Origin of the sequence: Methanoregula sp., from assembly GCF_049690535.1 — an archaeon.
In the GTDB taxonomy this organism is placed as follows: domain Archaea; phylum Halobacteriota; class Methanomicrobia; order Methanomicrobiales; family Methanospirillaceae; genus Methanoregula.
In genome coordinates this window covers 33,158-57,996 of the sequence record NZ_JBAVMX010000024.1, presented here as the reverse complement: position 1 = coordinate 57,996, position 24,839 = coordinate 33,158, and the positions used below count along the sequence as shown (strand labels likewise).

At 52.8% G+C, this 24,839-nt stretch carries 19 protein-coding genes; 7 read left to right on the top strand and 12 right to left on the bottom strand.

Annotation, left to right across the window (positions count from 1 at the left end):
• Positions 1–45: 45 nt before the first annotated feature.
• Positions 46–1,002 (bottom strand): molybdate ABC transporter substrate-binding protein, encoded by a 957-nt coding sequence (modA, locus tag WCE46_RS01840; RefSeq protein ID WP_424731995.1) that lies wholly within the window; start codon positions 1,000–1,002, stop codon positions 46–48.
• A 459-nt stretch (positions 1,003–1,461) separates the two neighbouring features.
• On the opposite strand from modA, the gene WCE46_RS01835 reads away from it, so the two are divergent.
• Positions 1,462–2,202 (top strand): metal-dependent hydrolase, encoded by a 741-nt coding sequence (locus WCE46_RS01835; RefSeq protein WP_424731994.1) that lies wholly within the window; start codon positions 1,462–1,464, stop codon positions 2,200–2,202.
• Positions 2,203–2,536: 334 nt separating this feature from the next.
• On the opposite strand, the gene WCE46_RS01830 is transcribed toward WCE46_RS01835, so the two are convergent.
• From WCE46_RS01830 to serS, 7 genes are all read right to left on the bottom strand, one after another.
• Positions 2,537–5,593, bottom strand: coding sequence for a response regulator (locus tag WCE46_RS01830; RefSeq protein WP_424731993.1), 3,057 nt, complete (start codon positions 5,591–5,593; stop codon positions 2,537–2,539).
• 145 nt (positions 5,594–5,738) lie between these two features.
• On the bottom strand, positions 5,739–6,620 hold the full coding sequence (nudC, locus tag WCE46_RS01825) for an NAD(+) diphosphatase (protein ID WP_424731992.1): 882 nt from the start codon (positions 6,618–6,620) through the stop codon (positions 5,739–5,741).
• A 144-nt stretch (positions 6,621–6,764) separates the two neighbouring features.
• Positions 6,765–7,658 (bottom strand): AAA family ATPase, encoded by an 894-nt coding sequence (locus tag WCE46_RS01820; protein ID WP_424731991.1) that lies wholly within the window; start codon positions 7,656–7,658, stop codon positions 6,765–6,767.
• Positions 7,655–9,616: an anaerobic carbon-monoxide dehydrogenase catalytic subunit gene (cooS, locus tag WCE46_RS01815; RefSeq protein WP_424731990.1), complete on the bottom strand. Its 1,962-nt coding sequence runs from the start codon at positions 9,614–9,616 to the stop codon at positions 7,655–7,657. The genes WCE46_RS01820 and cooS overlap by 4 nt, the downstream gene beginning before the upstream one ends.
• Positions 9,617–9,853: 237 nt before the next feature.
• Positions 9,854–10,807 carry a PEGA domain-containing protein gene (locus tag WCE46_RS01810; RefSeq protein ID WP_424731989.1) on the bottom strand — a complete coding sequence of 318 codons (954 nt, stop codon included), beginning with the start codon at positions 10,805–10,807 and terminating at the stop codon, positions 9,854–9,856.
• 83 nt (positions 10,808–10,890) lie between these two features.
• Positions 10,891–12,429: a zinc ribbon domain-containing protein gene (locus tag WCE46_RS01805; RefSeq protein WP_424731988.1), complete on the bottom strand. Its 1,539-nt coding sequence runs from the start codon at positions 12,427–12,429 to the stop codon at positions 10,891–10,893.
• 104 nt (positions 12,430–12,533) lie between these two features.
• On the bottom strand, positions 12,534–13,811 hold the full coding sequence (gene serS / locus WCE46_RS01800; protein ID WP_424731987.1) for a serine--tRNA ligase: 1,278 nt from the start codon (positions 13,809–13,811) through the stop codon (positions 12,534–12,536).
• 445 nt (positions 13,812–14,256) lie between these two features.
• Here serS and WCE46_RS01795 point away from each other — a divergent pair, with 445 nt between their 5' ends.
• The 5 genes from WCE46_RS01795 to WCE46_RS01775 all read left to right on the top strand — a co-directional run bounded on the left by WCE46_RS01795 (position 14,257) and on the right by WCE46_RS01775 (position 18,417).
• Positions 14,257–15,525, top strand: coding sequence for an NRAMP family divalent metal transporter (locus tag WCE46_RS01795; protein ID WP_424731986.1), 1,269 nt, complete (start codon positions 14,257–14,259; stop codon positions 15,523–15,525).
• 13 nt (positions 15,526–15,538) lie between these two features.
• Positions 15,539–15,754 (top strand): hypothetical protein, encoded by a 216-nt coding sequence (locus tag WCE46_RS01790; RefSeq protein WP_424731985.1) that lies wholly within the window; start codon positions 15,539–15,541, stop codon positions 15,752–15,754.
• The gene (locus WCE46_RS01785) at positions 15,751–17,040 is read left to right on the top strand and encodes a magnesium transporter MgtE N-terminal domain-containing protein (RefSeq protein WP_424731984.1); all 1,290 of its coding nucleotides are present in this window, start codon (positions 15,751–15,753) and stop codon (positions 17,038–17,040) included. Before WCE46_RS01790 ends, WCE46_RS01785 begins: the two co-directional genes overlap by 4 nt.
• 92 nt (positions 17,041–17,132) lie before the next feature.
• Positions 17,133–17,777: a class I SAM-dependent methyltransferase gene (locus tag WCE46_RS01780; protein WP_424731983.1), complete on the top strand. Its 645-nt coding sequence runs from the start codon at positions 17,133–17,135 to the stop codon at positions 17,775–17,777.
• 118 nt (positions 17,778–17,895) lie between these two features.
• Positions 17,896–18,417, top strand: a complete 522-nt coding sequence (locus tag WCE46_RS01775; RefSeq protein ID WP_424731982.1) for a PEGA domain-containing protein — start codon at positions 17,896–17,898, stop codon at positions 18,415–18,417.
• A 223-nt stretch (positions 18,418–18,640) separates the two neighbouring features.
• On the opposite strand, the gene WCE46_RS01770 is transcribed toward WCE46_RS01775, so the two are convergent.
• Both WCE46_RS01770 and WCE46_RS01765 read right to left on the bottom strand, forming a co-directional pair.
• Positions 18,641–21,103 (bottom strand): PAS domain S-box protein, encoded by a 2,463-nt coding sequence (locus tag WCE46_RS01770; RefSeq protein WP_424731981.1) that lies wholly within the window; start codon positions 21,101–21,103, stop codon positions 18,641–18,643.
• Positions 21,104–21,413: 310 nt separating this feature from the next.
• Positions 21,414–22,271, bottom strand: coding sequence for a PEGA domain-containing protein (locus WCE46_RS01765; protein WP_424731980.1), 858 nt, complete (start codon positions 22,269–22,271; stop codon positions 21,414–21,416).
• A gap of 147 nt (positions 22,272–22,418) precedes the next feature.
• Between WCE46_RS01765 and WCE46_RS01760 the strand changes: the two genes are divergently transcribed.
• A complete protein-coding gene (locus WCE46_RS01760; RefSeq protein WP_424731979.1) occupies positions 22,419–23,078 on the top strand; it encodes a VTT domain-containing protein in 660 nt (219 codons plus the stop codon).
• Positions 23,079–23,183: 105 nt separating this feature from the next.
• Here WCE46_RS01760 and WCE46_RS01755 read toward each other — a convergent pair whose 3' ends face one another.
• Positions 23,184–24,263, bottom strand: coding sequence for a GHMP kinase (locus WCE46_RS01755; protein ID WP_424731978.1), 1,080 nt, complete (start codon positions 24,261–24,263; stop codon positions 23,184–23,186).
• 13 nt (positions 24,264–24,276) lie between these two features.
• The gene (locus tag WCE46_RS01750; protein ID WP_424731977.1) at positions 24,277–24,831 is read right to left on the bottom strand and encodes a ferredoxin domain-containing protein; all 555 of its coding nucleotides are present in this window, start codon (positions 24,829–24,831) and stop codon (positions 24,277–24,279) included.
• Positions 24,832–24,839 lie beyond the last annotated feature (8 nt).

The window sequence follows — 24,839 nt, the reverse complement described above, 5'->3', positions numbered from 1 at the left end:
GGTGGGATCACCGTCCGGTCCGGCTAAAAAAAAAATGACTGGATTTTAAGAGGTTACAGGGGCGGTAAACCCGTATTCTTTCAGAATATTCTGGCCGGCCGCTGATAGCATATACTGTTCAAACCATGCGGCCTGAGCCTTGTTGTTGCTCTCCTTGAGGATACCGATGGTATATGTCTGGAGGTAATTGTCTTTCCGTGGGATAGTGATGCTCTGGTAGGTACCACTTGCTGCTGCGGTTGCCGTAGACTGGTAGACAAATCCCGCATCGGCTTCGCCAAGGGCAACCTTCGTTGCTACGGCCGGCTCGGAAGTCTCGTAGGTCACAACGTTACTGATCGTCGCATTCTTCCAGTTCTGTCCATAGGTCGAGTTCGCCAGGTTATTTAAGACCGCAATGGTCGCAGTGCCTGCGGGGACGGTTTTATCCTCCATCGCGATCTTCACACCCGGTTTTGCAAGGTCGGCAAGGGACTGGATGTTCGCCGGGTTGGATGCCGGCAGGATGACAATTATGTAGTTTGTCGTGAGCGTCTTTATCGAGTCATTGACAAAGTAGCCCTCGTTTTTAAGGGTGTTTGTGTAACTGTTGCTTGCTGAGATAAATACGTCGGCGTATGCGCCGTTCTCTACCTGTGTCTTGAGTGCCTGAGTCCCGTCAAGGTCAAAGGCAACTGTAGTTCCCGGATAGGCAGCGGTAAATGAAGAGCCGATGGTCGTTGATGCACCGGCTAATGATGCAGCCGTGAACGCAACAACATTTCCTGACGATGGAGTGAACACTGGTGCCGGTGTCGCGGTCGGTGCAACTGTCGTCGGGACTGCGGTTGCCACTGTTGCTACCGGGGTGGCTGCCGGGGTTACCGGTACGGTTGTTGCAACGGTCGTGGCCGGGGTGCTTGGCGTGCTCTGTGTGCAGCCGGCAAAAAGTACCGCTACAAGCAGGAGTCCGAAGACCATACTGATGAGTGCAAGTTTCGTTGGTGTCAACTTCTGTTTCATGACTTCACAATCCTCTTGGATTAATTATTCCAGATATACTCTTCCCAGATAATAGATAAGAATTGTGCTTTATTATTACCAAAAAGTAACAACAAATTGTTTATTGGAGTGGGGTCACAGAGTGGCCCGAAACGGCAGATAGGGGGAATTATTACCATATACCTGTTTTGACTTTACTCTGACATTCAATGGTGATTCCGGCCCCCGATCTATAAGGGGCCATTCTGTCCGTCATTGGTAATCACTATTTTACTTCGTTGAAATTTTTTGATCGGCACTCCGCATAACACTACAGTTAATTTTTTTTTGTTTATTTACCCTCGAATTAAGTATAATACTAATGATTATATCACATAAACTCCCTAATACTCCGGAAAGAAAAGAGGGATTTCCCTTCCCCGCTGAATCTGTGCCATTGCCATAACACCCTTTTGCCAACAACATGAGGATCCCGATACCATGATCACCCGACATCATCTGGCACTTGCCCTGATGTGTGCCCTTATTCTCGGTAGTGCCTTTTTTCTCTCAAACCCTCTCATGATGGTGCTGGTTATTGCCGGCACCTGCATCGGTGTTTTGCTGCCGGATATCCACATGACCCGGCCAAACCATCTGACATTCCGCACGCTTGCGTGGCTGATTGTACAGTTTCCCCGAAGGGTCTGCGCCTCTCTCATGTGCCGGATCTATGCACATACTCATCATCCAGTCCCGGACCCTTCAGACAAGCGGCTGACCCACTCAATACCAGGTGTCCTGTTTATCGGTGCATGCATGGGGACACTCCTGTATATTCCGGCGTATGTTACGGGGAGTGTACTCACCTTGCCTGCCGGCATTCTCATGAGCGGTGTGCTCCTTGGGATGGGGCTTCACCTGGCAGAAGATCTTTGTACCAGGAAAGGCATCTTCCCGTTTTTTCCCTTCAGTCCCTGGACGGTTGCCGGTTCCATCCGCCCCTGCGACAGGACTGATCCCCGGATCGCCCGGTATCATTTCCAGCACTGCACGGTGCTCCTCGTTTTTTTCGGGCTCGAAAGTCTTGGAATTCTGGCACATGCACTCTTCCTGCCGATCAGTATTGCCGGCGTCGGCATCTGTCTTGGCATGATGGTATACTTTTCTGAAGTTTCGATCCGGCAAAATCCCGGCCTTGAGGGCGACGTGAACGTTCCGTCACCTGCGAAAAGTACCTGAATCAGTAGAATGCGGCCCTGGACAAGTCCCCGGTTTTTGCACAAATTGTGAGATCGTATAATAACAAAGAGGCAGTGCCCGGTTCCCTCAAACCGCACCATTGTGCTTCCGGGATGAGGTTGTATGACCTGCCCGCAGGTTATCGCTATATGGGAGTGATTTCCCTGATGCAGAAAAGCGCAGACCCGAAAATGCAGTTCCCCCCGGGAAAATTGTTATGAGACCTGATTTAAGGATTTCTCCAGAGCCGGATATATCATAAAAAATATAACTGATTCATACGGTCGGTTAAGAACGTTTTTCGAACTAAAAAAATTCAGGAAAACCGGGCGGCTCACTCTTTTGTCCGGTATCCCATTGCATGGGCAAGTGTCACGAGCTCTGCCAGCTGCGCTTCCTGCCGCCCGGTTAGCCGCCTTCCCTTCTGGATCAGCCGCCCGAGCTTGACAAACCGGATCCGGTCCTCATGGCTCAGGCCATTGGCGGTGTGCGCCCATTTCATGAGATCAAACCACTGCTGGCGGCTGAATGTGGGGGTCGCATCCTCAGGTAACGGTTCTTTCCCGGATTCGCTTTCCTCGTCGCCTTCACCAGCCCCATCATCACCGGTCTCGTCTTCGTCTGTGGTGTCGTCAGCCTCATCCGGCTCGCACTCGCCAGACTCATCTTCATCATCTTCTGCCCCGGTATCAATCGTGTCGTCCCCGGTTGTTTCCGGGGCACGATGCCCGGGCACGTTACCTGCAAGACCGGGGGCCGTAACCGCATCCGACAGGTCGTCGATATCGAGTTCTCCTGGCTCTTCAAAGAGGTCTTCCACGGTCCGGATCCTGACCTGCGGCGCATCCGTTTCAGGTATCACATCGGTTCTCACAGGATCAGCCGGTCGCTGGACTGGCACGAGGTGATCAACCTCTTTACGGGCAAGAGCCTGCGGCCCGTGCATGATCACTGTGGGAAAGTCAGGCCTTTTTGTCACTATCATATGGTTTTGTATCGGTACTTCCTCGATCAGTGCAGAGGGGATCTGGGTTTTTTTCCTGAGCGCTGCCAGGGCATCTTTTGCCTCCGCACACTCCTCTTCTGCTGCATGACGCTTCTCTTTTTCCGCCTCAATCTCGGCGCCGGCCTGATCTATCTCAAGAGCAAGGGACCGGAGAGTTGCCACTTTTTCGTTCTGTTCCTGTCCGGCTTTGTGGAGTTCTTCCTCAAGCGACCGCTGCCGGTCGAGTGCGGCCCTGAGATCGTCACTGAGTTTTTTCACCGTATCTTCGCGCCGGGCATCCTCCGAAGCCTTTGCACTGGCTACGGCGTGCAGGTTCTGTTCAGCCTGCTCCTTCTCACGGGAGACCTGCGCAAGGTTTTCTTCTGCTGCGCGACGCGCTTCGTTCTCTGAGGCAAGACTGGCAGAAAGATCCTGGATTTTTGCGAGCATTTCCTGCTCGTGTGCCGCGGCCTGCCCGGCAGACGCACTCAGGTTCTGCTCGATATGTTCCTTAACCTGCGTTATCTCAGAAAGTTTCTCTTCGGCTGCATGGCGCATGCGCCGCTCAGACTCAAGTTCCTCATGGGCCTGCTCCATCTCGGTCGCAGCCGAACGGGCCAGTTTTTCAGACTGGATCTTTGCAAATTCAGCGGCGGCAAGTTCGTCGCTTATGCTCTTGTGCGCGTCGCGTGAGGCGTCCCGCTCCTGCTCTGCATGTATGAGGCTCGCCCTTGCCGCTTCCAGGTCCTGCCGGAGTGCTCCCATATTAGCGTTGAGCACCTGCATTTCCTGATCCTTTGCATCGGTAATTTCCTGTATTTTTGTTTCCACACCGGCCCGCATGCGTTTTTCTGATTCAAGGGACGCAGCTGCTGCATCCAACCGCTCCTGTAATGCCTGCATTTCGGTAGCGGTCTGTTCATGTGCCGCTGTTATATGGGCAAGGTTGGCTTCGAGTGTCGCACTCTTCTGACGCTCGGCACCAACTGATTCCGTGAGCACGTCATATTTCTGCTGGAGTGCGTCGTGGTGCTCCATGAAGGTTCCTTTTTCAGCGACAAATGCGGCCTCTTTTTTTGCCGTCTCCTGCGCGAGTTCGCTGTACTGCTGCTCTACTTTTGCCCGCTGCTCTTTTTCAGCAGTCAGTTCATCCGCGAAGCGCATGCTGTCCTGCGACAACTGCTTTGCTTTCCCGGTGATATCCTCTACCATCTGCCGAAGATCCTGCTCTGACCGGGCTTTCTCCTGCATAATGGATTTTACTTCCTGCTCGGCGGCATCTGCCCGGTTTTTCTCGCTTATAAGAGCGCTTTTTATCTGCTCGAACTCGATAGAACGGGAACTCAGGGCCTTTTCAGATTCCTCGTATTGCTCTTTAAGCCTAGCAAGCTGCGCCTCGAGCTCCGCCCGGAAACCTGAAACCTCTGCAAGCTCTTTTTTTGCGGCTGACAGGTCAGACCGGGCCTGTTCAAGGTCCCGGTTTAAGGTCTCGGCATCACCGCGGAGGGCCAATTCAAGTTCAGTCTTCTCGGTCCCAAGCGTTCGGACCATATCGTCAGATTCTGCAAGACGGGCACGGGTAGATTCCAGTTCCTGCGTAAGCCGGGCCAGATCCTCCGTTTTTCCGGCAATAACTTTCTCGCGCTCTTCAATCCGGGATTTAAGGGATTCAGCTTCGGTTTTCAGCCCTGCAAGGGCTTTTCTGGCATTCTCCAGATCCCGGACCTGCCCGTTTGAGATCATCTGGAGTCGTGCTGTTTCTGTGCTGAGCTCGCTTGTGCGCTCCGCGACCCGTCGTTCAAGGGTGGATTTCAGGCCGTCGAGCGTACTTTGGATCTGTCCCAGGTCTGCTGCCCTGCTTACCGCGATCTCGAACGAGGATAGCAGGAATTCAAGGAGTTTCCTGCGGTCCGCCGTAATGACATACTCCCGGTCTTCGTGCTGGATCTTGAACTGGGTCCTGATTTTCTCCGGATCCGGCTTTTCGACCGCGGAGTTAAGCATCATATCGACAAGCGAGAGAAGGTACTGGGGATCGTACGGGCGCGCGATAAAGTTGTCCGCGTTGCTGTCAAGGACAATTAAGAGGTCCCCGAGGCTTGCAACACCGGTGATAAGGAGCACCGGGATCCTCCAGAGATCGTCATCTTTTTTTATCTCACGGCAGACCTCGTAGCCGTCCTGTTCCGGGCCGGTGGTGTCGCAGATGAGGAGATTTGGTTTTCCTGCACGGAGGCTTTCAACCAGGTCCGTGCTTTCCAAGAAAAGGGTGACCCGGTAACCCGGGGGGGTCAGCTGCCCGATGAGCTGCTGGGAATCCCGGGCATCTTTACAGAGAATGAAAATATCGATGGCGTTTTCCCCGCCATGGATGTCTTCATCTGTACCTGATGGTTCAGAATTCATCTCTAATGCTCTCTTACAGAATTAAAAGGCTTTATATTATATGTATGTTTATATCGCCTGCGGGTACACCCATTGTTTTTTGCATGTGCCGACATTGCGCAGAAATCCTCGGGTTTTACCCGAGAAGAAAAGATTATTCCACGTTTTAAGTACGCGGCCCCCTGCGTCCCGCCCACAGGTCAATGAGTGCTCGCGAGATGCTCATGGGGGAGGGCAACGGAGGGAGGTTATCCCGGCCAAACCAGCCCGCTGAAACAATTTCGTTGTTGTCGATGGTGATCTCACCAGCGGCATACTCGGCTTCAAACGCAATCATGAGGGAATCCGGAAACGGCCAGGGCTCGCTCGCAAAGTACCGCAGATTTTTTACCGTAATCCCCACCTCTTCCTTAATCTCCCGGTGGGCAGCTTGCTCGAGCGTCTCGCCCGGCTCTACAAAACCTGCGATAATGCTGTGCATACCGGCGGGGAACCGGGGGGAGCGGGCAAGAAGGATCTCATCACCCCAGATTATAAGCACGATGATCGCCGGTGAGATGCGGGGATAGATTACAAGACCGCAGGACGGGCATTTTTTTGCCCGCTCGGTAAGCATGGGTACCGTCTTTGTCCCGCACCGGCCGCAAATCCTGTTCGCTGTTGCAGATGCGATCAGCCGTACTGCATACGCTGCAATTGCAAGATCCTCATCAGGTATCCTGCCATGGAGATCTCGTACACCGGATACGACCATGCCACGAGGGAGTAAAAAATCCTCGGACAGTTCTGCCGCGTAGAAGGGTACTGATCCCCTGTGCCCGAGGTATTCTATGGTGCCTGCGGCACGGATGGCCGGTGTCAGCCCTGCCTGCACATAGATCTGCGGGGTATCACCTTCCCGGATTGCTACTCCTGGGCCGGATACAAGCACAAAGAGTACTCCCGTTGCCGGGATGTCTGCAGGTTCCGGGAACTGCTGGGTGAGCGCGGTAACCGAAAATACTGCACAATGGGGTCGGGGAACAACAAGGGAGGTACCGGGAGTCATGGAAATACTCAAGTTTGCCGGAGAATCGTATGCACCGGCCTGCAATAAATAAATGGTTTTCTCCCTGCCTTGTGCCTCACCAGTAGCATCAGGCCACGGGATCCCTTAAATCTTTCAGCAGGAACAAGGACCAAAATCTCTTGTTTAAATGACCCGGGGGTTCCGGCCTTCGCACACCCCGGAAATTGTCGCTGCAAGTGCCCTGACGTTTTCAATGAAGGCCGAATCACCGGTTATGAGCGGAGTGACTGCCGGTTCGGTGCGGCTGACTTGTGGATCAAAGGGCAGGAGGACAGTCTGCGGAAATGCCGGCATGCACACGGTTTCCCCGCAGACTTTTTGTACATCCGTATCTCCCTGCACGCGGTTGAGGACAAACATTACTTCGCCTATGCCGAGTTGTCCTGCAAGCCGGGCCGACTCCCGGGCAACAGAGACTGCGTTGTACGAAGGGTCCGCCACCACCACCGCACAGGTGAACCCTTCGGCAACTGCTCTCCCAAAATGTTCGAGTCCTGCCGGGGTATCAAGTATGACGACCTCATCCGAAAGGAGCCGCATGTGCCGGAGAATTGCCGCAAGCAGGGTGTACTCGGGACAGAGACACCCGGATCCCGCCTTCTTCACGCTCCCCATGACAAGAAGCCGGAGATTCTTATCAACCGTTATCGAAAAACGGTCGATGACATCGCTTACATCGGGATTGAGGGTGAGAAGCCCGCCCGGGGATATATCCGGACCGGCGCCGGTCTTCTCGCGGAGATAGTCCACACTTTCAGAAACCGGCACGATCTGTTCCGCAGTATCCGGTGGGACACCCAGGGTCGCCGCAAGGTTCTGCTGGGGATCGCCATCGATCGCAAGGACCCTTTTTCCCTCCCGGGCAAACATGTGGGCAAGAAGTGCGGCAAGCGTCGTCTTCCCGACACCGCCTTTACCGGTAATGACGACACGGATCCCGCATTCCCCTGCCTCGGGAGTACTGGAGTTTCCCGGAAAGGGCACAGACACAACCCGTGTTCCGGCAGGAACGCTCATATGCCAAGTCCCGTCCGTTTCTGTTCGATGTGGTTTGCGATAAGATCCACCGCCTTGACCGGATCAGGTTCCACCGCGAAGTTCGCGTTCACCGCCCCTTTAAGGCCATCGGTCAGGAGCGAAACCACGGCCGGGCTGCCGGATATATGCGGCATCACGCCAAGCACAGTGTAGACTCCAGAAGCAACGAAGTACGCACCGATCGAGACTGCCTTCTGCGAGTACCATTCCGGCGCCGCTCCGGCAATGGGCAGTTTGTGGATCGGGACATTGAGCGCGTTCCCGAGTTCCGCCGCAAGTACAAGGATACGGGAGTTGTCCACGCAGGAACCCATGTGGAGCACGGGCGGGATTTTGAGTGACTCGCAGACAGCCCGCAGGTCGTCACCTGCGAGAGCTGCAGCTTCCGGCATGAGAAGCCCGGCTTTTGCCGAGGCGATCGCCGCACAGCCGGTCTCGACACAGAGGATATTTTTCTTAATAAGGGCCTTTGAGAGCGTCACGTGGCCGTAGTCATGCTTCACGTGCGGGTTGTTACAGCCAACAATCCCGACTGCGCCACGGATCTTACCGGCGGCGATGAGATCGATGAGGGGCTTGAATGATCCGCCGAGTGCATTCTTGATCGCTTCGTTTGAGAAGCCAGTCATCAGCGGGACCGGTGCGCCGGGGATCAGGACCCTTTTCGGGTTCCGGTTTTTGAAATTCTCGACAGCCATCCTTACGATCGCTTTGGCGGTCAAGAATCCTTCGTCCGGGGTAAAGTCAAAGAAATACGATCCCGGGATGGTCGCCTTTGCACTGGTCGAGATGATCAGGGTGTGAAAGCAGCTTGCGGTTCTTGGGAGCGAGGGGAAGATGCACTGGTAATCAACGATCATCGCTTCGAGAGCACCGGTCGTGATAACCAGTTCCTGGTTTAAGTGGTTGCCGGTCATTGGGACGCCCTTGCGCATCAAAAGCTCGCTTCCCGTGCAGCAGAGCCCGACAAGATTGATCCCCTTTGCGCCGTTTTTCCGGGCAAGGGCCACGAGTTCGGGGTCCGCAACTGCCTTTACGATCATCTCGGAGAGAACCGGGTTGTGGCCGTGGACTGCGATATTGACATAGTCCTCCTTGAGCACCCCGAGATTAATCCGTGACGATTTAATGGTCGGCGTACCAAAGAGGATATCGGAAACATCGGTTCCCATCATCGACCCGCCCCACCCGTCAGAGAGGCTGCACCGGAGGCCCTGTAACAGGATATTTACATAATCCGCTCCGACCCCCATCTGGATCCGGTGCATGCAGTCCACCACTTCGCGGTCGATCCCCCTCGGGGAGATACCGAGATTGTTCCACGTCTCCCGGGTGCCTTTTGGCGCCCTGTTGAGGAACTGGAGGGTGTTTTTTACCATCCCATACTCTTCGAGCATGGCGCTCCCGACCGCAGCGGCGAGTTCATGTGCGCTCTTTCCTGAGGTCTCAATGCCGTACTCTTTTGCAATCAGGCGCAGTTTATCCGGATCGGCGATGCCATAGTCTTTGGTCTTTCCTGTCCCGACAAGGTACAGCGTCTCGACAATGTCGCGGCCGTGATCGGAATGGGCGGCCGAGCCGGTCGCGATAGTGTCAAGCAGGTTGCGCGATACGATCAGGTCTGCATCGGCTCCACAGACGCCCCGGATCCGGTGGGGCGGTATGATCCGGCACGGTCCCATGGTGCACCGCGAGCAGGAGATCCCCGCTTCGCAGTACTTGCACGGGGGCTGCTGCATCTCAAAACGGTCCCAGACTGTCTCAATGCCCTCCTTCATCGCCATCTCTATGAGGGGCTTTGCATTCTCATCGATTGTCCGCTCAGCCATCTTCTGCGCGATCAGCGCAGGGTTTAAGAGGGACATCCGGGCCCGGTCCAGCTCGCAGACATCGAGCCGTTCCCGGACCAGAACGGGTTTTGGTTCTTCTTCTGACATAGATTACTCACTCCATCGACATTGGTTAGTGGATAATCGCCCGACGTGGTATATAGCCCTTTGGTCAGGTACTTCTCTGACAGGGCCTTCCTCACCGTCCGTATAATAAAAATAAAGTAATGGAGCGGTCTTGCCCCGGTATTTTTATCGATCAGTATCCGGGAACGTGATACGCCACATATCCGACAAAACAGGAAATGTATCGGTATTTTCCGGGACTCGCCACTTCAGCAATTTTTACCGGCCCGCACGCGGGCGGCAGAACGCAAAAATCAGGATCGCACAGGTGCAGGCGCCGATAGTCACCGGGATCGGTACAGGTACGGAAATTCCCGGGATGACTGTGGAAGGTTTTTTGAGTTCAATTGTGCTTGTAACCGACTGGTCAGCAATCACATGAACCTGTTCTTCGACAGGGATGTACCCTTCAAGCGTTGCATTGATCGTGTGGTTACCGGCGGCTAGGTTCGTACTGGTGACCGGTGCGGTGCCTACACTTATTCCGTCAAGGACTATCTGCGCACCTACAGGTGTGGTGTTAATTACAAGGGTTCCGGTCTTTGGCTGGAGCGTTGCAGTTACTTCGGTAATCGAACCGGGTTCGATCGCTGCACGTGTGGAGAACTTTTCATAATTGAACCGGGAGAACGTGATATTGTAGGTGCCGGGATCGAGACCGGAGAGAGTTAGGGGAGTGCTCCCTTTATAGTCCCCGTTTATTACGACTGATGCATTGTCCGGGATCGAACGGAGATCGAAACTCCCCGGGATAACCGGAGTGACAATGCTGATACTGGGATTCCCCAGTGAAACAGAGATCGTGCTGTATTCTGCGTTATCAAGATGAGAAAGATCACTGGGGCTGTCAACCACCCAGACAGTATACGTGCCGGAATCGAGTCTCCCACCCAGTGAATTTGTGCCCCAATCGTATTCCCAGTGATTGTTACTGTCAACGCTGACTTCAGTAAACCCACCCTGGTCAGCCCGGTTGTTGATGTTATCCAGGGCCACCCCGTTTACCGGGAGGTTCGGTCCGGTCAGGAAGAGGTAGACAGTCTGACTGTCAGAAGAATACCCGGAAAGCTTGACGGTGTCGCCCAGGTAAGTCTGTATCGAGCCGGATGCAGCTGCCGCACCCGCGAGCACGAAGAGCAGGAAAATTCCTGCAAACAGGTTACGGTATATCATAAGGATTCATCCGTTCACATCTTTTTTGGCTGTCCAACGCCCGGACAAAAAAACCGGTGATGGTTGATGGTATTTCTCTGCGGTTACACCGTGCTATTGGTTGCATTTGCCGTTGCTGATGCAGTCGATGAAAGGGATGTCGTGGGGAGTGTTGCTATAACGGGAGTCGGGGGGATTGTCGGAGCCGTGAGGGCAAACTGCAGGTCAATCCGCCCCATGGGCGTGGTCGTTGACACAGATTTTACTGCCGTACCAGCATCGTAGACGGTCACTTTAAGTTCGTCACCGGAACCATCAGTTTTCTGGAGGGACACGGCAACGGTTCCGGTACTGGTCGGAACAATATAGAAATGATCACCGGTATCAGTGACTGCGACCTGTGAACCCGGGGTTCCTACCTGTCCGGTGTAGGTTTTGTCGTATGTGACCTCAACCCAGACACCCGTTTGCGGGATCAGCACCTGTGGTGTTGTCGGCACAGCGGTAGTGACAACGGTTGTTACGACAGCTGTTGGCTTTGCGGTCGGAATGGTGGCGGTCGGGGTGGGAATTGTCGTTGTCACCGGAGTGACCACGGCACTCTTCTGCAGGTTTTTCATGACCATAAATCCCCCGGCTGCTACCGCAATAATTACGATGAGGATAATGGCCGCCGCAAAGATCTTTGAACGTTTTTTCCGGGGGGCTGCAGGTACCGGTGGCAGCGGAGGGAACGGTGAAACGGGCGGGACTGCCGGGGCAGCGGCGGGTGCCGGTTCTGTTCCCGGTGTTCCTTCAGCGGCCGGCGTCGTCTCAGCTGCAGGGGCTTCGGGCACTTCCGGGGGAACGTAGAGTGCCTGCTCCGGTTCCGGGATTGCGGGTGTGGTTTCCGTGCGGGGCACCGAATCTTCAATCAGGGGCTCGATTGAGTGAATGATCTGCTCAATGGGCCGGCCCCTGTGGTCGCCGGGCCATGCAGCAGCGGTTGCCGGGGCTGTCGTAATCTGTTCCGGTGTGGCAGAAACAGTTTCCTGTCCGACCAGGGCTGCAACTTTGGTTCCGCACCGGTTACAGAATGTTGATCCCGGGGGCATGCGGTTCCCGCACCGGCCACAGAACGAACCCTCGGGCAGTGTCGAGGTCTCGACCGGTTTTGGCGGCATGTGGCTCGTATCCACCATGATCTTTTTTATCGGGCGGGCAATCTCGATCTTCTTTTTTATACCGGGAGTTCCGGCATGGTCCAGACGGGTTTCCACGGGAGCCTGTGTATCCGGGGCCATCTCCACCGGATACGATACTGCCTCAGTGATATATTTCTTGAGGGCTTTGACCCACTCCCCGGCCTCGCGCTTGCGCTCACCGGCAGTCTGCATGGCAAAAGTAAGCGCCATCTCCCGGGTATCCGCCGTATCTGTCAGGATTGTAAGGGTGATGACCGGGTCGCGGATTGCATTCTCCCCGGAGGTTACGTTTCTGATGGTGATCAGCGGAATCTGCTGTGTAGGGACAACGTTCTTCTCGCTGTCGATGATAATAAGACGCCGGTTGGTGAGCACCAGTTCGAACGGCACAGATTTTACTTTTACCTGCTGTGCGGTCAGAATAATGGTTTCATCACTTTTCAAATCGGGATAGCCCATAGTACCACATTCTCACTTATACTCTTGCACTATCTTTGGCAAATAAGTATTTATCAGATGTACTGCGTTTGATGATAAAAAATGAGAGGTAAAACCCGCAGATATTACAGGAATTCGCGGTCGTTCATGTAGGGCCGCAGCACGGTCGGGATCGTAACCGATCCATCCTGGTTCTGATAATTCTCCAGGATGCACCGCAGGGCCCGTGATGTGGCAATCGCGGTCGAGTTAAGGGTATGGATATACCGTTTTGATTCGAAATTTTCCTTGTCCCGTACCCGTATATTGAGACTAGCTGCCTGGTACGCGGTACAGTTGGAGCAGGAAACAACCTCTTTGTAGGCGTTCTCCCGGGGCATCCATGCCTCGATATCGTATTTCTTTGCTGCAACCGTACCGATATCCCCGGTACAGATATTGACAACATGGTAGGGGAGATCCAGTTTCCGGAAAACCTCTTCGGCATTAGCCAGCAGTTCTTCGTGGATCTGCCAGGAATCTTCCGGCCTGCAGAAAACAAACTGCTCTATTTTTGTGAACTGGTGGACCCGGAAGAGCCCTTTTGTGTCAAGACCATGAGCGCCGATTTCCCGCCGGAAGCAGGTGGATAGTCCGGCGAGGCGCAACGGCAGGTCTTTTTCCTCAAAGATTTCGTCCTGGTACATCGCAGCGATCGGATGTTCGCTTGTCGCAATCAGGTATGTCTCGTCGCCATCGATCTTGTACATCACCTTCTCGAAATCATCGAGATCGGTGACCCCTTCATACGAGCCCCGGTTGATCATGAACGGCGGGACAACCGGGGTAAATCCTTTCTTTTCGAGCAGGTCGAGGGCAAAGCGCTGGAGCGCAAGGTCCAGCATAACGAGGCTGCCTTTAAGGAAATAGAAGCCTGCGCCGGAGATCTTTGCCGCCCGCTCGAAGTCCGCCCAGCCCCGGTCAGCGGCCAGCTGCCCGTGGTTCCGGATCTCGAAGTCAACCGTGCGCGGGGTGCCGACACGCCGGATCTCGAGGTTTTCGGTATCGTCTTTTCCCTGAGGTACAGTCTCATGCAGGATGTTGGGGAGGCGCATGAGCCGGGTGCGGATGATCTTCTGGATCTCTTCCTGCTCTGTATCGTTATTCTTGATCTTTGCCGGGAGCCCGGCTGCTTCTGCCATCAGGGACGCCGGATCGTTTCCCGCTTTTCTCGCCTCGTTTATCTCCCGTGCAATTGTATTTCTCCGGCGCCGGAGTTCATCGGTCTGTACCTTGAGGTCGCGGGACCTCGCATCTTTTGCAAGAATCTCGTCCACCCATGCAATTTTTTCCGGAGAGTTTCGTTTCACCAGATCGGCTTTTACGATCTCCGGGCTCGCCCGTACAAACCTGATGTCCAACATTTCGCGCACCTCAAATGATAATCCCCATCTGTTACAAGGGACTGGTTCAGATGTTATATTCCTTTATTGGTGTATCTTGTTGTATCTTATTATGTTTCAATACACCAGCGAAAGGTACCTGCCGGCATAGCGCAGTTTCCGGTTTCCAAAAAAAACAGCCTGTATCCTCATAAAAATATTCGGAATCCGCAAATTCGTGTTTTATTCGATTAAAAATCGTAGATTTTTGCTTGTGCTGTTAAGGTGTGATAAGGCCTGCTCAAAAATGGCGTTTTACTACCGAAAAAATTCCGTCGAACGGGATAATTATATATGACTCCGGTATCCACCTGTCTGGTGGTAGGAAACGTCCCCGGTTTTCGGGAAGATTTTCTTCAACTGCCATTCAGATCGAATGGGGGGATGACAGAGACAATGCACTAAAAATAAGGAAAGGAAGGGTACCATGGATTTTTTATCAAAATTCTATTTTAATTACAGCCGGATTATTAAGACCATCAAGATCTACCTGCTGCTTGCCGGTCCAGGCCTGATTGTGATGATCGCGGACAACGACGCAGGTGGGATCACAACCTATGCAGCAACCGGTGCTAAATTCGGGTACAACCTTATCTGGTTCCTCATCCTGCTCGGGCCTGTCGCGTATTTCGTGCAGGAAATGACAGTACGGCTGGGCGCCGTCACCAAGCATGGGCATGCGGAGGCGATCTTCAGTGCATTTGGCTCGTTCTGGGGCTGGTTCTCCCTTTTGGATCTCAGTATCGTCAACTGGCTGACCATGGTCACTGAGTTTATCGGTATGACCGCAGCGCTCAGCATCTTCAGTGTACCACCCATACTCACCGTCATCATTGTCATATTCGTCATGCTCGGGATCGTCATGTCGGGCCGGTACTGGACGTGGGAGAAGATCACCATGGCATTCTGTCTCGTCAACCTGATCTATATCCCGGCAGCAATTATTATCCACCCCTCTGTCCCCGATATCCTCAGGGCGGGTATCATCCCCAATTTCCCGGGAGGCTTTAACGGGGAACTGTTCTTCTTTCTGATGGCAAATATCGGCACGACGATCGCGCCATGGATGATCTTCTTCCAGCAGAGTGCTGTTGTCGACAAACAGATGAAGGAGAAGGATATCCCGTGGGGAAAATTCGACACCATTGTCGGCGCAATCTTCACGGTAATCGTCGCGATCTTTGTGATTGTCGTGACCGGGACGCTCCTCTACGGGATGAATATCGAGAGTGCCGCGCAGGCTGCACAGGTAATTATGGGAACGCACCCGTGGGTAGGGACGCTTGTTGCCATCGGCCTTTTCGATGCAGGTTTCCTCGGTGCGATCTGCATAGCACTCACAAACTCCTGGGCATTCGGGGAGGTCTTCGGCTGGGCGCACTCACTGAACTATAAGGTAAAAGAGGCGTTCTGGTTCTACGTATATTACTTCATAGGACTGATCACCGCTGGTGCGGTTGTGCTTATACCAGGTGCTCCGCTGGTGTTGATCACCCTCTTTGTGCAGGTCGTTGCTGTGACCCTTTTGCCGGCAGCGCTGGTATTTTTGATTATCCTTCTGAACAGCGAGGAAATAATGGGGAAATATAAAAATACCTTGTTTGACAATATCGCGAACATAACGATAGTCGTGTGCATTATCTTTGTGTCAACACTCTACGGTATCAGCACACTATTCCCGAACCTGTTCGGGTAAGGGAGGGAGAGATATGGTAGCAATTGAAAGTATCTTCGGGGAACGGATCGGAAGTGCCATCCATGAATCGACCGAGATTATCACCAGGATCAACAGGAGATATGCAACACCCAAGATCAAACTATCGAAAGGCGCGAAATTTGCCCTCCTCTTCCTCAGGTTGTATCTCATCTTTCTTGTGGTTCTGCTCGGGTACAAATTCTGGACGATCGTCCACGGGGGTGCATGATGACGCAGCAGGATACTGTACCTACCTCTGCGATGGCCGGGGACCTCGAGATCCTTCTTTCCGATATCCTGAATGTCCCCGTCCTTCGTTCAGGAAAAAAAATAGGATCGCTTGTTGATCTCGTGATTGCAGAGACCGCAAAGATCCCCGAGGTTCGGTCACTGTACGTCTCCCGGTCTTTTGGCAATCCCAGTCTCCTCATCCCATGGGAGAATGTCCACACCCTCACCGGCCGGGGAATCGAGGTCACTATCGGGGATCTCACACCCTATGAGATCGAACCGGGAGATGATGTCATTCTCCTCCGGGATTATGTTCTCGACAAGAAAGTGATCGACCTTGAAGAGAATGAGGTCGAAATAGTCTACGATATCCGGCTTGTCCTGCGGAACAAGAAACTGTATGTCACCGATGTGGATACCGGGAAAGCGGCCCGTCTCCGGAGGCTGGGCCTCGGTATACTTGCGAAGATCCTCTACACATCTGCCGATACCGAAGCAGAGCAGATGATATCATGGAAATACATTCAGCCCCTCCCGACGAACATCGGGAGATTCAAGGGAAATATTAAACTGAATGTCTTAAAGGACAAACTTTCGGAGATCCATCCTGTCGATCTTGCAGATATCCTCGAAGAGATGGATCACGATCAGCGGGTCATGCTCTTCTCCACACTCGATCACGAGCATGCAAGTGATACACTTGAAGAGATCGAACCACAGGTGCAGCGCGATATCATTTCATCACTCTCTACAGACAAGGTTGTCCAGCTCATCAACGATATGACACCGGGACAGGCGGCCGACGTCCTTTCGGTCATCCCTCATGCGGATGCTGAAGATATCCTTGCGGCTCTCAATCCAGATAATGCGAAAAACCTGAGGGCGATCATGGAAAAGCAGGAGGAGAAGGTGATCCACTACACAACCCAGAAGATTCTCACGTTCTCCCCGGATACCCTTGTCGAGTATGTGCAGAACGATTATCCCCGGCATGCACGGGGAAAAGATGTCGTTATGTACATCTATGTCGTGGATGGCGAGAACCGGTTGCTGGGCGTAATCGATTTAAAGGAACTGTTGAGCGCGGATGACAAGGCGCCTCTCTCTGCGATCATGACAGAGAATGTGATCGGCCTGGAGGCAGGAAGTACTCTTAAGGAGGCATCGCAGGAATTTGAGCGGTATAGTTTCCGGGCCCTGCCGGTCACCGATGACGACAAGCACCTTGTCGGGGTCATCAAGTACCGGGATGTCATGAACCTGACCCACCACTTCCTTGAATAAGAGTAAGGGTCTGGACGAAAGGGATCTTTGCATGGCGGTTCTGCCACGCGGGATACGTATCTAGGTAGCGTGATTAAAAGAGACATACTCACATGAACAGGGATGGCGATGCAGACCACTGGGACAACGATTATTCCCGGAGGGGGCGGATCTGGGGCGGGGCAGTCCATCATCTCCCCCCGCTCTGTGACGGGGAGCGCGTGCTCGAACTCGGGTGCGGGAGCGGGAAGACATTCTCCGCGCTCACAGAAAAAAAGTGCGAAGTTGTCGGCATCGACTTTTCATCTTCTGCTGTGATCCTGTGCAGGTCCCTTTCCCCGAAAAATGCCTGCGCGGAAATCGCCCTTGCCGATGTCGGCTCCCTGCCGTTTCGCGAGGCCTCGTTTGACAGTGTGATCGCGTTCCACGTGATCGGGCACCTGCCGGCAGCCGGGCGTATCCGGTGCGCTCTGGAATCGGCACGGGTGCTCAAGGTGGGGGGCACACTGTATTTTTCCGGTTTTTCCATCGGGGATTTACGGGCCGGTACCGGGAGCGAAACCGAACCGGGTACATTTCTGCGGAAAAACGGGATCGCCACTCATTATTTCACCGAACATGAGGTTTGTGAACTTTTCTGCACACTACAGCTCTGCGGGTGTAACACCCGACGCTGGACGATGACAGTGCGCGGACAGCCGCTCCCCCGCGCTGAGATCGCCGCCACGTTTAAAAAAATTTCCCAAAAAAAGGGTTAATTTCACCATTGTCCTCTGGATCAAGAAGGAATTTTTAAATGGGCGTGAAACGTTCTTTTATTCCGTACTTGGATGTGATTGTGTGAAGAGAGTATTCTTTTTAACTCTTATTGTGTGCATGGCAATTGTCGGATGCGTATCAGCAGTGGCTCCCGCAGATAACCAGACGACGGCAGTAACTGCGACTGCCGCCCCGCAGCTTATCGGCGGGGACATGGGCACCTACCTTGTCAAGGCAAACGTTGACGGAGCAAATGTTACCTTTGATTCTGATTTCAAGGGTGTCACGAATAACAGTCAGCTGGCAGTACCGGTCTACACGACTGGAACCCCCTACCGCGTCATTACTGTTGAGAAGGCCGGATACGAACTCTACTCAGCAAACATCACTTCAGTCCCGGGGAAAAATGAGACTGTTGAGATCGATGTAACTCTCGCCCCACTCGCAGCAGCAAACACGACTGCAGGGCAGGCAAATGTGACCGCTCCGGCACCAGCAGGAACCCAGGCCAATGTTACCGCTGAAATGACGACCTCAGCCCAGACCTCACCGCAGCCGACAAAATCCGGCAGCCTGCCGTTTGCGGTCTTTGCAGCATTTGGTGTCATCGGTATCCTTTCGATCCGGTCACGGCGCTAAAAACACAATTTCTCTTTTTTTCGTACCTACGGTCTTGTCGGTTTAAAATAGACGGGGTTATACATGTCCTGTAATGCGTTGATGGTACCGGGCACCAGGATCAGAAAAAATCATAACTACGGGTTCTGTTGCATTGCTACGGCAAGTCTTTCCCAGTATCCCGGTCCTAATCATAATCGTATCAAAACTTTAGACTGTCAGATCTCCCGTGCAGTGAAAAGTTTTACTGTGCATTGGTGACCCGGTACACCCCTTTTGGCACAATAATCTCAAACCGGGCTCCCTCTCCAGGCACTCCCATCTCCCAAATAGTGATTCCAGTGATTGAGAGGATTTCGTGGGAAAGGAAAAGGCCAAGCCCGGTATTTTTCCCGGCTCCCCGCTCGAAAAGATGCTTTTTATCCTCTTTGTCGATCCCACTTCCATCATCCTCACAGACAAGGTTAAGCCCGGTATCAGTTTCATAAGAGAAGAACCGGATTTTTGTCATTTTTTCGCCACCATAGTGAAGAGCATTGTCGATGAGGTTATAGAAGACCTTCTCAATGAGAGGGTCTGAAAATATTTCGGTTCCGGCAGGAAGATCGTTTATCACATTGATCTTCCCGGGGGAGACTTTCTTTGCCGCAGTGTCAATGAGTGTGCGACAATCCTGCCAGACCGGGGCCGTTATACCGATCGATTGATATTCCCTGGTAAACCCGATATTTGCAGAGATGCGTTCAACGGTAGTTTTGGCTTTCTGGAAATACTCATTGAATGCGGGATCAGCTCGCTTTTTTTCCAGCATTGCGAGATATCCCAGCAGCATCGTCAGCTGGTTGTTGATGTCGTGCCGGGTGATACTGGAGAGCAGGTTGAGTTTTCGGTTTGCCTGATGGAGGGCTTCTTCCATCCGCTTGCGTTCAGTGATATCATGCACTGATCCGATCAGGTGCGTGCAGGTACCCACCTCGTCAAAGATGGGTGCGATACTGACGTCTCCGGTTACCTGTCCGGATGGATAATTGGAGGTTTCCTCCCAATGAACGATGACCTTTTCTTCGATGGCGTTGCGGTATTTTTCCAGAACCATGGAGAGAGATGGCTCGGGGATGATATCATTCACATTCCTGCCGATAACCTGATCAGCGGCTAATCCGGTGGTTCTGCTAAAGGCAGAGTTAACTGAGGTGAAGCGGTAATGTTCACCATCTTCGACCGCCAGTTGAAATATGACGTCTCCGACAGTATTATAAATAGAATTCATACGCTGTTCACTTTCGAGCAGCACTGCTTCAGTTGCCTTTTTTTCCGTTATATCCATGCCTACCGACTGATATTCGACAATCGTTCCGGAAGAATCGAAGATTGCACGGTCGCTCCACCACTGCCACCACATCGAGCCGTCCGGCATAATACTGCGATGTTCGATACTGGCAACCGGGTGATCCGGGGTTAAGGAGGCAAAAAAACGTTTTACGCGATCCTGATCCTCACTAGGGATCTTTGGCCGGAACCGGCTCCCGACGATCTCGTTACGTTTCAGGCCGAAATACCGGCAGTAGGCATCGTTAACAAAAACGTGCGTACCGTCAGGCAGGAACCGGGAGATAAATTCGGTCTGGTCCTCAACTACATTTCTGTACTGCTTCTCGCTCTCGGAAAGTAGTTTCTGGCTTTTTGCCAGTTCATCGTAATTTTGCCGGAGTTCTTCTTCGGTTACTGTCAGATGCTCGTATGCAGCATGCAGTTCCTCATTGCGGCGGGCAATCTCCATCTCTGCCCGCTTTCGGTCATTCTCCTCATCTATAGTCTTGAGGGCAAAGGACATGTCAATGGCCAGTTCTTCCAGAAGATCGATAATTTGCGCATCAAAAAATCCGGTAACAGATGCGTAAAGGGATATCACACCGGCGTTTTTTGTTCCAAGGGCAAATGGGAATGCAGCATTTGCAAGATAACCACGTATCAGGGCGCTTTCCCGCCACACTTCCATGTTTGGATCACGTGAAACGTCGTTAGAGTAATAAAACTTCCCTTCTCTATATGCAGCGCCGGTCGGTCCGCGGCCCCGGGGGATATCTTCCGTAGAGATACTGATCGTATCAAGATAACCGTCGATATAACCGGCAGAGGTAACAGGCCGGATCGTTAAGTGTTCCGGATCAGAAAGACCGATCCATACCATGCGGAATCCTCCGGTTTCCACGAGAATCCGGCAGATCTCGGAAAAAAATTCGCTCTTTGTACGGAGGTGAACGATCGCCTTGTTGGTTGCAGAAAGTACCGAATATAATCTGTTGAGAACTTGTATTTTTTCAGTGGCCCTTCGATGTTGGACCGCCATCTGGATCTTATGCGTCAGTTCGGCGAACTGACTCTTCGGCTCCCCGCCTTTCTGGATATAAAAATCGGCCCCTTCATTGAAGGCCTGGATGACAATCTCCTCGCGACCACGGCCGGTAAATATAATAAACGGCGTGTAATTTTTTTCTGCGCGGAGATGCCTGAGAAACTCGATGCCGTCCATCTCCGGCATCTGGTAATCTGACACGATTACATCAAAATCAGCCTGCTTGAGTTTCTGAAGGGCAAGCGGAGCAGAGGTGGCAGTATCGACAGAAATTTCCCCGCTCCGTTCTATGAAAATCTTCGCGATTTCGAGAAGTACCTCTTCATCGTCAACATACAGCACAGAGATCACAAGGAACGCCTCGTGGAGAATTCCCCCGGTTTTGACCGTGAGATATAATAGTTGAACAATATATGAATGCTGTGTTTTACACCCGAGAAAAATAATTTTGTCGCATCTATTTTCGTACTCGACATATGTCAGAGAACGCATTGAAGGAACGTGCGACGGGTCACGTTATCGCACCATCTCTTATAGGTATTGAGGTTCTGAAATACCGCGAAGGCCATATGAGAGAGCCAGGGACAAGGTTACTAAAAAGCCCGATCATGTGTTGACGGGCCGATCCGCGAATATAGTTGACGATGGATAAAAATAGGATTTATTTCCTGTGCAGAACCGCCACGCCGCACATCACAAGAACGAGTACCCCGATAACTGCACCGGAACCAGGTGCGTTTGCTTTCGTTGTTGGTGTCGGGACAAAGTCCAGATCCTCAATAAGCGGTGTTGTCTCTCCCGGGTTTACGGTAACATTTGTTGTAAGGGGGACATACCCGTCTGCTTCCAGCATAATCTCATGCTGGCCCGGGGAGATCTGGGAAAATGTTCCGGGAGTGTCCCCGACATAGATCGTATCGATATACACACGCACATTCTCCGGGTATGAACTTATATTAAGGGCCCCAAGTGCCGAGGGATTTATTGTCGGTACCGCATTTGCTTTTGCCGGATCGATAACCGTATGGTCAAGGCTTGGCAGGACCGATGAAGAGGTCAGCTGGCGGGAATACCCATCAGGGAAGGTGACCGTTGTAACTTTCGGAGAAAAATCCGCGGATATAACCGTGCTTACGGCAGAGTTCTGGAGGGCAATCTGGGCTTTCTTGAAATCCATGGACGCAGTCTGGTACTCTGTTCCTGTCGGTACATCGGTTACCATGGCGAAATTTTTCAGGTAGAGATCTGCTTCTGACTTGGAAAACGAGAGTATCTGGGGTGGATCCGAACTTGTTGCCAGTCCTTTGACCAGCTGTTCCTGGAGTATGGATTCAGGAATGGCATTTTCAATTACCCCGTCAAGGGTGTATGTAAACGCGGCAGTAGCATCACCGTTTTTTGCAACGGTGATACTGAGTGAATCTGCCGTGAATGCATGCACCGGAGCGACAAGGAGAAGTGCGATACAGAGAATGCCGCACAGGAAGAGCGGGTACAGGGTCTTATTGTGGACGTTCATGGTAATCACATCGCATATAGGTACTATTGTCTGAGTATCTGGGTTTTTTCAACAATATACGTTGACATACAAGTATCTGGAAATCATGCCGGAACAAAAACAGCGGTGACGTTGATATAGACTGCTCGTCCAATATCTGTATCATTCATGATAGAATCGATCTTCGGCCTCATCTTCCATCTTGATCATCACCTGATGGCCGTTACCCAGAGCTACGGTATCTGGACATATTTTTTCCTGTTCTGCATCATTTTTTTTGAAACGGGTTTTGTTATCACACCGTTCCTGCCCGGGGATTCCCTGTTGTTTGTATCCGGGGCGGCAGCCGCAAGCGGGATCCTGAACATTGATTTCCTGATCGCAGCATATATCCTCGGGGCGGTCCTGGGGGATACGGTCAATTACTGGCTGGGCAGCTACATCGGACTGCATATTTTCCAGCAACGGTTCCCGAACTTTATCAAAAAAGAGTACATCGACCGGACATACTCCTTTTACGAGAAGTACGGCGGCACCACGATCTTTGTTGCCCGGTTTGTACCCGTTGTCCGTACGTTTGCACCGTTCCTTGCAGGCGTCGGGACGATGAAATACCGTAAGTTCCTGTTCTACAATGTGCTGGGGGCCGTCTCATGGACGCTTGTCGTTGTGCTTGCCGGTTATTATGTTGGCAGGCTCCCGGTTGTCCAGCAGAATATGAGCGTGCTTCTTTTCCTTGTCCTCGCGGTGACTGCAGGAACGATTCTCCTCATCATCGTCGGGATCATCCAGGCTTACCGGCAGAAGAATAAACCGGGCAGCCAGTAATTTCAACCATTCTCAGAACTGCCAAAGATCACATCGGATGCGACAAGAAACCGGTGAAACAAAGTAAAATTATTAAAAAAAAAAGTTTTCCAAATGCAGTGACCATTATTTCCTGCACGTGACCGTCATACCTTTATTATCCACTTTTGTCGCGATGGCGATCTCGAGGCCAATGGGTTTGAGGATCTTCTGGATTGCTTTGCGGTCCTTCTCGGTCACGATTGCAATCGACGGCCCGACAGAACTCATACCGACAAACTCAAGGCTGGCCTCGCGCAGCATGCTCATGTACTGGTAGATCCGGTAGCTGTGGTGTTCGATCTCTGCTCGTTTCGATCCCCGGAACTCGATCTCCCAGACGACATCCCCGATCTTTTTTATATCCTCTCGTTCGAGCGCCGGGATGAAATCCATCATGAAGAGGTACGCCTTGAGTTCCCGGTCCCGGTAGTCAAGTGTTCTTGCCCGGTTCATCAGGAGATCAAACTCTTTTGTGCCGGCTGAAGAGATGTCGGTCGGCGGGACAACGATAAAGACATTTTTTCCTTCCGCAAACGGGTGGTGGTACACGAGCACGAGCTCATCTCCCATCACTGCCATGCCTCCATGGGTGCTTGCAGCGGGGCCGACACCGGTCTCGAAGCCGAACGCAATGGTGCCTTCTGCAGTCTCCTCGACATAGTTGTGGCCGATGAGCCGGCGGAGTTCTGCATTCGTCAGCGGCGAGCCGACTGCCTCGTTCATGGCAGTCGCGACTGCGATCATCACGGTGCTTGTCGACCCGAGGCCAACATGCTTGCGCTGGTGGTCGGTCGCTTTTATCTTAAAGCCGCCGGTATACCCAACCGCCTTGTTAAAGACGGCGACAAAGTTCTCGATAATGGCCGACCGGTTGTAATCGATCAAGAGTCCCTGCTGGGTGCACTCGACTTCGGCGGTACAGTAACACTGGATAGCAAAACCGATCCCCCCGCCGCCCGCGTGATCCGGTGCAAACCGGTTCATGTCAAGAACGGAGAGGTGGATCCGGGCCGGTGCCTTTACCACGACTTTACCTTTTTTCGGGCGCAGCCGGTAGGTATTCTTCTCAAAACCGAGCGTCTTTGTAATTTCTCCGGGAAGGAATGACCTGAACTCGTATTCAACGAGATCGAGATCGCCGCCGCGTATCATCATGACTGGCATTGTCTTTCACCGGTTATGCTTTCCGATCGAAGAAAATGCTTTTCCCCGATGCCGAGAGCGGAATCGCAAAGGCGACCGTGCAGTCTTTACCAAGAAACCCGAGGTTCATCGCAACCGATCCGGCCGTGTACATGATCCGGTTGTCCACGTTATGGATCTGGGCAGTTTTTACCGCAGACCCAAGGGCAATCCCGAGATCCGCCATCCGTACCGCACAGTTGGGGCCGGCATACACGGTTGTTGCGGATTTCTTTTTCTCTGCTGCTTTTACAACGGCGGCACAGGTTGCATACCCGCAGGCCCCGCAGTTGAGACCGACCGTGGCAATCCCGCGGACGCCTATAACAAGACACGCGTCAGAAGCAGCAACATTCCTGGCATCGCGCAGGAAATACCCCAGCCCGTTTTTCGTGCCATAGTCAGACATCGCGCGGGAAAGTTTTTTGATCTGGGCGTCCGTGAGCACGGAGAGGAGTATCTCATCATCCCCATGTGCTTTTGGTGCGGTGCGGGCTGCAAGCGCCATGAGTCCGGCGACTGCAGTCACTGCTGTTTTCTCAACAGTCATGGGTGAGT